Source organism: Colwellia demingiae (assembly GCF_007954275.1).
Classification (GTDB): Bacteria; Pseudomonadota; Gammaproteobacteria; order Enterobacterales; family Alteromonadaceae; genus Colwellia; species Colwellia demingiae.
This window is the reverse complement of the sequence record NZ_VOLT01000010.1, coordinates 180,225-191,428: the sequence shown is the minus strand read 5'-3', so window position 1 is coordinate 191,428 and position 11,204 is coordinate 180,225. Positions and strand designations below refer to the sequence as shown.

Annotated in this window: 10 protein-coding genes and 2 rRNA genes; 9 read left to right on the top strand and 3 right to left on the bottom strand. The window is 38.4% G+C overall.

What is annotated here, in order from left to right; translation table 11 throughout:
* From ESZ36_RS17935 to ESZ36_RS17895, 9 genes are all read left to right on the top strand, one after another.
* Positions 1-103 (top strand): 23S ribosomal RNA (locus ESZ36_RS17935); the annotation flags it as partial.
* Positions 104-254: 151 nt separating this feature from the next.
* Positions 255-369: ribosomal RNA gene (gene rrf, locus ESZ36_RS17930) — 5S ribosomal RNA — on the top strand.
* Between the two features lie 431 nt (positions 370-800).
* Entirely contained in the window at positions 801-1,622 is an 822-nt protein-coding gene (locus tag ESZ36_RS17925) for a crotonase/enoyl-CoA hydratase family protein (protein WP_146790383.1), read from the top strand.
* Positions 1,623-2,017: 395 nt separating this feature from the next.
* Entirely contained in the window at positions 2,018-3,289 is a 1,272-nt protein-coding gene (locus tag ESZ36_RS17920) for an efflux RND transporter periplasmic adaptor subunit (protein WP_146790381.1), read from the top strand.
* 105 nt (positions 3,290-3,394) lie between these two features.
* A complete protein-coding gene (locus tag ESZ36_RS17915; protein ID WP_146790379.1) occupies positions 3,395-4,144 on the top strand; it encodes an ABC transporter ATP-binding protein in 750 nt (249 codons plus the stop codon).
* The gene (locus tag ESZ36_RS17910; protein ID WP_146790377.1) at positions 4,137-5,435 is read left to right on the top strand and encodes an ABC transporter permease; all 1,299 of its coding nucleotides are present in this window, start codon (positions 4,137-4,139) and stop codon (positions 5,433-5,435) included. Before ESZ36_RS17915 ends, ESZ36_RS17910 begins: the two co-directional genes overlap by 8 nt.
* A 21-nt stretch (positions 5,436-5,456) precedes the next feature.
* Positions 5,457-6,671, top strand: coding sequence for an ABC transporter permease (locus ESZ36_RS17905; protein ID WP_146790375.1), 1,215 nt, complete (start codon positions 5,457-5,459; stop codon positions 6,669-6,671).
* 152 nt (positions 6,672-6,823) lie between these two features.
* On the top strand, positions 6,824-8,131 hold the full coding sequence (locus tag ESZ36_RS17900; protein ID WP_146790373.1) for a sigma-54-dependent transcriptional regulator: 1,308 nt from the start codon (positions 6,824-6,826) through the stop codon (positions 8,129-8,131).
* Between the two features lie 22 nt (positions 8,132-8,153).
* Complete coding sequence (locus ESZ36_RS17895) at positions 8,154-9,449, top strand: sensor histidine kinase (RefSeq protein ID WP_146790371.1); 1,296 nt, start codon at positions 8,154-8,156, stop codon at positions 9,447-9,449.
* 44 nt (positions 9,450-9,493) lie between these two features.
* On the opposite strand, the gene ESZ36_RS17890 is transcribed toward ESZ36_RS17895, so the two are convergent.
* The 3 genes from ESZ36_RS17890 to ESZ36_RS17880 form a co-directional block, all read right to left on the bottom strand.
* Entirely contained in the window at positions 9,494-9,976 is a 483-nt protein-coding gene (locus ESZ36_RS17890; protein WP_146790369.1) for an outer membrane lipoprotein, read from the bottom strand.
* Positions 9,977-9,992: 16 nt separating this feature from the next.
* A complete protein-coding gene (gene lpoB, locus ESZ36_RS17885; protein ID WP_146790367.1) occupies positions 9,993-10,595 on the bottom strand; it encodes a penicillin-binding protein activator LpoB in 603 nt (200 codons plus the stop codon).
* Between the two features lie 67 nt (positions 10,596-10,662).
* Positions 10,663-11,136, bottom strand: coding sequence for a YcfL family putative periplasmic lipoprotein (locus tag ESZ36_RS17880; protein ID WP_146790365.1), 474 nt, complete (start codon positions 11,134-11,136; stop codon positions 10,663-10,665).
* Between the last annotated feature and the right edge of the window lie 68 nt (positions 11,137-11,204).

Sequence of the window (11,204 nt, the reverse complement as noted above, 5' to 3'; positions counted from 1 at the left end):
TCCCCTAAAGGGTCGTTGGAGACTACAACGTTGATAGGTCAGGTGTGTAAGTGCTGCGAGGCATTGAGCTAACTGATACTAATTACCCGTGAGGCTTAACCATACAACACCCAAGTAGTTTTGCTGAAAAGTGAACGCTGAGTGATTTGTATAAAGACTGACAGAGAAAACATCACGTACTTACGTGTTACTTGAAACTAAAAAACGATATTTATAGCTCATTGAGCAAGCTTTCTAAGATTGTACCCTTTTTGTTTAGCGACAATAGCGCTGTGGTCCCACCTGATCCCTTTCCGAACTCAGAAGTGAAACGCAGTTGCGCCGATGGTAGTGTGGGAGTTCCCATGTGAGAGTAGGACATTGCTAAACTTCTAATTAAAGAAACCCGTAGCTAACGCTACGGGTTTTTTGCTTTCTGGGATTTGAAACGTAACAGCACCGATAGTAGTGTGACTTATGTCGAAGTAAAGCCCATGTGGGCGTAGGATATTCTCCGCTTCTATTTAAAGAAACCCGTAGCTAACGCTACGGGTTTTTTGCTTTCTGGGATTTGAAAAGATTCAGCTGATGGGTAATGTGACACATGTAAGTTAAGTCCATGTTGGACGGGAATATGCACCATTACAAAATTGTGTTGTTTACCCTACCAAATAAACATAGATATCTTGTAATCATTACATTTTAGTCAAATATTTAAAATCTATGATAGGTATTGATCAGTAGATAAACTTTCTAATCGACATGATCAAAAATATACGTTAGGTTAGTGGTCATACCACTAATAATTATGAGTACCTGACATGCCTAACAATGATATCAAAGAAAGAGTCAATCTCGAAATAAGTAATGGGATTGCTTATGTTAGCTTGAACAGGCCTGATAAATGTAATGCGTTAGATATATTAATGTTTCATGCGATACGAAAAACTATTAAACGCTTGAAAGCAGACCGAACCATCAGGACAGTAATTGTTACAGGCAATGGTGATGACTTCTGTTCTGGTTTAGATGTTAAATCGGTAATGTCTTCAACAAAAGGGCCGCTTGAATTACTCTTTAAATTGTTACCTTGGCGAGCCAACTTAGCTCAGTATGTTTCTGCAGGTTGGAGAGAAATACCAGCACCTGTGATCATGGTCATTAAAGGACGCTGTTGGGGAGGTGGGTTACAAATTGCCTTGGGCGGGGATTTTCGAATATCTACAGCTGACGCCTCAATATCTATAATGGAATCACGTTGGGGTTTAATACCTGATATGGGTGGGACGCTAGCATTAAAAGAGTTGTTAAGATTAGATAAAGCTAAAGAGCTTGCTATGACAGGAGAGATTATTAAAGGCTCACAAGCACTTCAATACGGGTTAGTTACCCATGTTGACGATGAACCTTTTGAGAGAGCAATAAAGCTCGCCGAAATGATATCTCAGCAGTCACCTGATTCTATCGCCGCAACAAAAAAACTTTATAATAAAAGCTGGTGGAGCAAACCCGGCTTGGCACTTCTTAGAGAATCTTATTATCAAATGAAAATTTTAATTGGTAAGAATAGAGCAATTAAAACTTACAATCAGATTAACCAAGATAAAAAAGCTAGAGAATTCATTAACAGGAAAAATTGGTAGTTATACCAAACGGATTAATTCTCGCTAAGTGCTCAAAAAAATTAATCCGATTGATACCACACTAATCAACAGCACTATGAAAAGGATAATTTATGAGCTTTTATCTTTCTTCTGTCTAATAGATTACTATCAAAACATTTCTTGCCGCTACTAACTTCAATATATTAATAACACCTTAGTAGATTATTTCCTCTCCTACAAAGCCATTCATCATCTCAATAGTTAGTGTCCGAGTTTTGTCATACGGACAGTAGCGGACACATCCTGCGTCCGTTCGGACACTCAGTGATACTTTCTTATTATTTAATAACATAAATACAGTAACTTAGCTTTCTGTAATTTGTGGCATCGAATCTGCAACACTTGGACATTGTTAGGTAACTAAGTAGAAATTGATGATTCAAGGAACAAGCGGACAGGATGAGGTGATAGCAAATCCCAAGAAGATAGCGCTAAAGAAGATATTGCTGACCCTATCACTGTTATGTGTTTTGTCTTACGTGACTTTTCCAACGTTGTTTCAGTGGTATTCATCAATACCGAGCATTGACCGTAAAAGCATCAATATTGAAACCGTGATCTTAGGCGATTTAATTCGAGATGTCGTTGTTTCTGGTAAAGCTGTGGCTGCAAATGCACCACAACTTTACAGCACGGAGATTGGCAAGATAACGTTATTAGCAAAACCAGGCGAGGCTGTCGCGTTAAATCAAATAGTCGCTCGATTAATGAGTCCTGAACTAGATGCTTTAATTAAGCAGCAACAATCAACATTAGAACAGCTAAGCATTAATGCTAATCGTGGTGTATTAGCAGATAAAGAAGCACAACTTGACCTTGAGAGTAATATGAACGCTGCGCAATCAAAGTTGAATGTGGCTAAGCGTGAATTTCAGCGTTCAGAAATATCATACGGCAAACAAATCATCAGTGAGGTGGATTGGTTAAAAAGCCAAGATGCGGTTACGGATGCTAAACGATTATTTGAGCATGCTAAAAAAAGAGTATCGTTTTCGATAGAGCGTTTACAATTTGAAAAACAGCATAGAGACTTTCTAGTACAAAAAGAAAAGTTGATCTTGGAAGAACTATCACGTCGTCATGACGAATTAGCAATTAAAGCACCAGTAAAAGGCGTTGTAGGCAACTGGCTTGTTGCTAAAAAGAATACTATCGCAGCTAACACTGCAATCATGACAATTGTCGACTTATCCGAATATGAAGCCGAGTTGAGTGTGCCAGAGTTCTATGCAGATGACTTAGGTATTGGATTAGACGTTTCAATGAAAATATCAGGAGTTTCAGTACGGGGTGAAATCATTGCTATCTCACCCGAAGTTAAAGGCAATCAAGTAACGGTAAGAGCAAAAATAAAAAATTCACAGAATATTCAATTAAGACAAAATCAACGCATCAATGCTCGCATAGAGTTTGAGAAAAAAGAAAATGTACTCATGGTTAAACGCGGTGCTTTTATGGGGTCTTTGGGTGGTAAGTTTATCTTCAAACTTATTGAAGATAATTATGCAGACAAGACGGCTATAACAACTGGGGCAAGTAGTGTTGAGTATATCGAGATCACTTCGGGTATTGACGTTGGCCAGCAAGTTATTACCTCGGATTACGCAGATTTTAATAAAGCAGAACAAATTTACCTAGGTGATTAGACATCACAGCATAACTCAAAATTGGTTACACCAGTTACATGAATCAAAGAAGCTCTCACTCGGTTAGTGATACTTCAATAAGACAAAATACAAAAGGAAAGCACCATGCTAAATATGAACAACATTTCTAGAATTTATCAAAATGATACTATTCAAACGCATGCCCTAAGAGACTTCTCATTGAATGTTAAAGCAGGAGAGTTTGTTGCGGTAACTGGCCCTTCGGGTTCAGGAAAATCGACTTTTCTTAATGTTGCGGGATTACTTGATAACTTCGATCGTGGTCAGTATGAATTAGATGGTGTTAGCGTACAGGGACTAAAAGATGATGAACTTTCGCGATTAAGAAATGAAAAAATAGGTTTCATTTTTCAAAACTACAATCTTATCCCTGATTACAGTATTTTTGATAATGTTGATATGCCTTTGCGTTACCGTGGTTTCAGCGCGAGTGAGCGAAAGCGCAGAGTTGAGCAAGCCTTAGAAAAAGTTGGCTTAGCTTCAAGGTTTAAATATCTGCCAAGTCAGTTGTCAGGTGGTCAGCAACAGCGCGTTGCTATCGCTAGAGCATTGGCGGGGGAGCCGAAAATATTACTAGCAGATGAGCCTACAGGTAACCTAGACTCATTAATGGCACGCCAAGTGATGGAAATATTACACGACCTTAACAAAGACGGGGCTACCATTATTATGGTTACCCACGATCCTGACCAAGCACGTGAAGTGAACCGCAATGTACAAGTTATTGATGGTCAACTTGCTGACTTTAAAATTTACGCACCGTTGGCTAAAGCTTCTGAGAGTATGGGAAAAACAATTTCTGCTGCGGTAAGCGAGGAGATGGAAAATGCGTAGCGATAGTCTATTTGTTTATAACCTCACTTTGGCAATGCAGAGCTTTAAGCGGGCTCCTACCTTGTACTTTTTAATCATGCTTACCTTGTCTATTGGCGTTGGCGTACTTTGTGCAAATCTTGCATTAGTCAACTCTATGGCGAGTGATCCAATCCCAGAAAAAAGTAGCAAATTAATTCATATTAATATGAATACTTGGCCAGATGATCAACCACCAGATGAGCCAATGCACATATTGCGTTATCGAGATGCTATGGCAATCGCTGCATCAGATATACCTAAACGTAGTGCTATATTCTATGCCTCTGGTGTTTATGCGCGAGATGCAGAATCACCAAGTATGACACGATTTGATTCAGACGTTAGAGCAACCACGCCCGGTTTTTTTAAACTCACTAATGCACCTTTTGCTTACGGTTCTGCATTTGAAAAAAGTCGTGGTATGGAGGTTGTTATTGGTGATGAATTAAACCAAAAAATATTCGCCGGTAAAAACAGTGTTGGTAAAACACTAGAGCTTGATGGTGAGTTGTTAACGATTGTTGGCGTATTAAAACCGTGGGTATTAAGGCCATTGTTTTACCATGCAACGGAAGGACGTGCTTTCAAGTTAACGGATGATATTTATGCGCCCCTCGAAACGGCGATAGATTTAGGTTGGTCAATACATGCCAGAAGTTCTTCTGCCGTTAACTATGCAGGAATAGAAGAAACCCGTGACAGAGATGTTTATTATTTACATGCGTGGGTGGAGTTGGAGGATGTAAATCAAAAGCCGGCATTACAAAGCTACATAGATAACTATAGCCAGCAACTTAAAGACGCAGGAGAGCACCCTTTAGCAATAAAAAATGAACTGCATAATGTTAATGAATGGCTGAAAGAAAAAAAAGTCGTTGATCAAAAAGTATTGGCATTCACATTAGCTTCAATATTATTTTTATCGGTGTGTATTTTTAATGCCAGTAGTTTACTACTTTCACGCTTTCATGCAGCAAAGTTTGAAGTGGGTTTACGACGCGCTATTGGGGCTAGTAATCGACATATGTTGATGCAAGGTTTAACAGAAAGTTTATTATTAGGGATATTTACTGGTGCAGTAGCATTGGTGTTGAGTTGGTTGTTTCTAAAGTTATCAGTGCAATTTTTACCGCGCTTAGCAAATATCGCTGTTTTAGAACCTAAGCTACTTGTGTTAGGAATGTTATTGGCGCTAGTGACTTCAATTGCCAGTGCTCTATACCCACTATATCGCGCTAATCGTTACAGTATTTCTGCTGAACTTAAGTAACCAAGTAAATAGGGAAAAATTATGAATATTAAAGCACTACTTAAGTCCTTATTATTAAGAAAATTTACCACTGGCTTATTAATATTACAATTAGCTATAACGTTAGGTTTGCTGATAAACAGTGTTATTTTAGCCGTAGATACTAATAATAAATTGGCTCAAGATACGGGTCTAGATATAGACAATACGTTAATTGTTTCATTGCATCCGACATCGGGAGAATATCGTAATCTGGATTACTATCGCTCGATTGTTAGTGAAGACTTACAACAATTGAGTCAACTTTCAGGAGTTGAAAGTGTTTCACTTATGAATCAATTGCCAATAAATACAAGAGGCATGTTAGGTAATGTATATGATCTAGATGATCCTGAAATCGTTCGTCGTGATGTATATCTGCAAGATTCAAAGATTTTTCTCACTAATGAAGAGCTTAGCAATACGCTAGCATTGGCATTACTTGAAGGTCGTTTTTTAACGAAAGATGATCAACTTGATTTTGGTAGTGATGAAAATGGTAATGTACTGATTACTGAGTCACTTAAAAAAGCGCTATATGGCGAAGGTTCGGCATTGGGACAAGAAACCAATAATGGTCGCATTGTGGGCGTGGTAAAAGATATTATGCTTGACCCGACGTTACCCATAGATAAGCAATACGGTGTTTTTGGGAATCGTGTAATGGAGTTTATCTTCACTGGTCGATATTACTTACTTAAGGTGATTCCAGGTCAAGTTGAAGCAGTGCGTAATAAAGTAAGTGACACCATTTTAGCAGTCCAAGCCGAGCGTGATATATACAGAATAATGACTATGGCAGAGCATATGAAACGCTTTTATAGTCACGATAAAGGTTTAGCCGAATTGTTTCTCTTACTATGTGGGCTAATGATATTTGTTACTGCTATTAGCAGTTATGCTTACTCACAATTTCATATATCACGTCAGAAAAAATACATTGGCATTAGACGAGCGTTAGGAGCACGTAAAAAAGATATTCTTTTATATGTACTCACGGAAAACTGGCTAGTATACAGTATTGGTTGTGCGTTAGGTTTGGTGATGGCTTTAGGATTTAATATATTATTAAGTCAGTATATTAGCTTGAGTAAACCAGATATTATGATGTTTTTACTAGCAAGTGCTGTCATTTTTATCGCAGGTACGATCGCAACTTTGATCCCCGCAATAAAGACTAGTAATATTCCACCCGTGATTGCGACTAGAACGGTATAAAGCGTAAATTGATAGGTTGGTGAAAAGTGTCTGGATTCAGGAGAATGTGCATCCTGAATTCTCTAATAAGTAGCATCCATGCTACGTCCGACAATACATTTCGGGAATGACAATCATCAAGCTTAGCTGCTGACCATTTTTAAAGGAACAAAATGCCACAAATATTAGTCGTTGATGATAACCCCGATATACTCGAAGCCCTTGAGTTGTTATTAAGTTTGCATGGTTACTCGGTGCTGACGGCTGAAAATGAGAAACAAGCATTATTGGCTGTATCTCATCAACGTGTTGATTTAGTTATTCAAGATATGAATTTCGCGCAAGGTATTACCTCTGGAAAAGATGGAAAGTCACTATTTACTGCTTTGAAAGCACTAAACAGTGATTTACCTATCATATTGATTACTGCGTGGACTCAATTAGAAACCGCTATATCTTTGGTGAAAAGTGGCGCAACGGACTACTTACAAAAACCTTGGGATGATGTGAAACTGCTAGATTTGGTGGCCAAATATAGTCGAAGCTCCACGATAAGCCAAAATAAGAACAGTCAAAGAAAGATCAATCAAAAACCTGCGGATGATTTCATTTATAAAAGCCAAGAAATGCAAACCTTGATATCTCAAGCGAGCAAAGTAGCTGGTGCAAACGTCAATGTATTAATTACCGGAGCTAATGGTGCAGGCAAAGAAAAGCTTGCCGATTATATTCACCAACAATCACCGCGTTATAACAGTGCTTTTATTAAAGTAAATATGGGGGCTTTACCTCATGACTTAATGGAAGCAGAACTTTTTGGAGCGGAAAAAGGTGCCTTCACCGGTGCCAATCAAGCGAGGATTGGTCGTTTTGAAGCCGCGGATGGCGGCACATTATTTTTAGATGAAATCGCTAATTTAACCTTATCAGGTCAAATGAAATTACTCAGAGTATTGCAAACTGGTGAATTTGAACGCTTAGGGGCTAACGCAACATTGAAGGTAGACGTGAGAGTACTTAGTGCCACTAATGCTGATTTACGTTTAGCTGTTCAGCAAGGTACTTTTCGGGAAGACTTATATTATAGGTTAAATGTTATAGAGTTAAACTTACCTGATTTAGCGCGCAGAAAAGCTGATATTGTTCCGCTAGCACAATACTTTATCGGTAATGATTACTCATTGAGTGATGAAACATCACAGGCATTAACTCATTATAGTTGGCCTGGCAATGTTCGTGAATTAGAGAATGCCTGTAAGCGTGCGTTAGTCTTTGCTAATAGTAACATTTTAGCACCAAGTGATTTTCAATTGGGTTTGAGTCAAGTAGAACCAGCGTTAGATGAAAAGGAAAATATAGAGCAAGTATTGATTAAGCATAATGGCGTTATCAAACATACGGCACTTGAGCTAGGGTTAAGTCGACAAGCTTTATACCGCCGTATAGAAAAATACCAGATAGATGTTGATACCTTATGTTAGCCGCTATGTTAGTTGAATCCATATGTTGATCGTACAACTCATTCTCATCAATATTGCTTTTATCGTTAGCTTTTCTCTTTTATGGCCTAGCTCACCTTGGTTATTCTCTATAAGTTCAATACTGTTAATTGCTTTAGCCGCTATGCGCTATCAGCATTACCATCGACAAACTCATCAGATCTTGCAGACGTTATTACACGGTCTACGTAACTTACAAGACGGTGACTTTTCTATTACCCTAGCGGATAACAAGACCAATAAAAGTCAAAGCCAATCTGAAGTGTTAGCGCTCTTTAATCAAGTGACTGATAAGCTAAGGCAAGAGAAGCAATCACTCTATCAACGTGAACTTTTGTTAGATAAGGTCGTCAATGCCTCAGATGTTGTCACTGTGCTGGTTAACCACAGAGATACTATTATTTTTGCTAATCGAGCAGCGGAATACTTTTTTAATCAAAAGAGCATGTTGGGCATGTCTTGGGTTTCGTTACTCGATGAGAAGTTACCTGAGCTAATCCCCCATAATGATAAAGATAATGCCATCATTCAATTACTGTTAGCTGAAACGAAAGCAGAACATAGCTGGCACCTGTCTCGTCATCATTTGAAACTGCATGGCAGTCGTCATCGATTAACGTTACTCAAGCCCATAACCAAAGCCATGCATCAACAAGAATTACAAACATGGAAGAAAGTAATACGCGTTATTAATCATGAGCTGAATAACTCTATCGCCCCTATTAGCTCTATGTGTCATAGCGGTAATATACTGGCAGAACGTTTGAATGAACCACAGCTCATTCGAGTGTTCGCTACTATCTCTAAGCGGATAAATAAACTAGCAGAATTCATTCAGAGTTACAGTCAACTAGCACGACTTTCTCAACCGAAAAAGCAGGAGTTTGATTTAATAAAAACCTTGAAGCAATTACAAGAGTTGTATCAGTTTACGTTGAGTTGTCAGGATAATAGTTTGATGTTTACAGGGGATGAGAGCCAAATTGAACAGTTGTTAATAAACTTACTTAAAAATGCTCAACAAGCATGTCCTGACTACGTTACTCCTGAAAAGGCTAGTGCTGTTAGTGTTAGTCTTAAGCAGGATAAGCTCGTTATTACCGTAAGAGATTTTGGTACAGGTATGCCGGTAGAAGTATTACAGAAGGCATTCTTACCTTACTATTCAACAAAAGCAGATGGCAGCGGTATTGGTTTAAGTATTTGCCGAGAGATTAGTGATGGTCATCAAGGTCAAATAACCTTAAATAACCATCCACAAGGCGGCTTACAAGTCGAAGTAAATTTACCGCTAAATTAGCATTATTTGATATACGATCCAGCGGCTAGTGATTTACACTTTTTTTAAAATTGTTTATCTATTCTTACGTTACCATTAGTAAGATAAACCATTCTCACCGCATCTTGGTTATGAAAGACCATCTGTTGGTCATAATCTTGTATCACCATATATTGCTGGCATTGTCGGTCAGCGCAGTCAACTTCTATCATTAACTCTACTAAACGAACAACTACTGTTTGACCTTGGCTATTATTATTAGCAATCCGGCCACCGATAACGGCGCCTAATACGGTAGCCACAGTCTGTCCACTACCACCACCAAATTGATTGCCAATGACGCCACCTATAAGCGCTCCGCCAAAGGTTTTCCAACCACTATTTTTATCTTCAATCAATTCTTCTTGGCTAATATTTCTTGCAGAAATGACAGTGCCAAAGAGTACCTTTTCAACAGGTACTGCTTTGTTTCTATCATAGTCAGCAATAGCTAAATGACTGAAAAAAAATGTGAATAGGGCCAAACTTGTTAATAATAATGATTTCATACGTCCCCCTCACTAGCTACCAGCTAACGAATTCTTTGCCTTTAGTTTTGCGGATTTCAGTTTCATCAGCCCATTCCACTAAGCCACTTTCTAAATCCATTAAACGTAGGGTAAATTTGTAATAAACATCAGACTGATCTTTATTAGATTTAACAATGCTGGCTAAGTTACCGTAAAGCATATATTGAGCACCCACTTGCTTACCAAATTGCATGGCTTTACCTGCATCAACCATACCGCTGTTTTGTTGATAATCAAGTTGCTTGCGTGCAGCTTCTACACGGCCCATATCTACAAATCTAAATTTACCTGAACGAAGTAACTTGGTAGAAATAGAGTCAGTAATTGATTCTGTATCAATGTGCTCACTGGTTTTGTTTTTGATACTTTCTACAAACATAATAGGACGAGTGTTAGCCGTTAAGGTACCAATGACAGGCGAGACCAATAATGAGTCAGTCATATCACCAGCCACTTTTTGTAGGTCAGTAGAGCCAAAACTAATGTCGGTTGTTTCAACTTCAGTCGCATCTCCATAACGTACTACGGATTTGTTGGTACAACCGGCAACAAGAGTAAGTGTTAGTGCAACACTGGTAATCATAATAAGTTTTTTCATTTGGTTTTCCTTTAACTAATTTCAATAAAGTAAATGTGTTTTTTGGTTGAGTATTATCGTTTGAGTACTAAAATTTAAAAAACTTTTCTGGTACTTCACGTACATAGAGACTAAAAGATGCTACTTGGGTCGTTGGCGCTAGCCCGGGGACTGTCGCAGTTTGCATGCCATGTAAATCAAGCGGTTGCCAAGGGCTTTTACCCGCTTCAATCACAAAGCCATCTTTATCAAACCAAGTAAATTGATACTGCAGTTTGAGTGTTTTTTCATAAGTGCTGGTGAGTGATAAATTAATTTCAAGCAACTCATTACTTGTTCGAGATCTGATGTCACTTATATGAAGCTTCTTACCTAACTCTGGGTTATGCACCTGTAAATGCTTACTGAATTTTTGCCCTGGGGCTATTTGGTCACTGCCCATACCAGAGGTAACCGGTGGGACATTTTTACAACCACTGATCAGTAACGTTGCTGTCAACGCTGCAATTAACAGCGCGGAACGTTTTGTTGTAGTCGATGTCATTATTTTAACTTTTTTCATTATTTAGTACTCCATGTTTAACAGGGCGCTATGCTTAACTTATATTTTAGGTGTATTTCACTGTGATA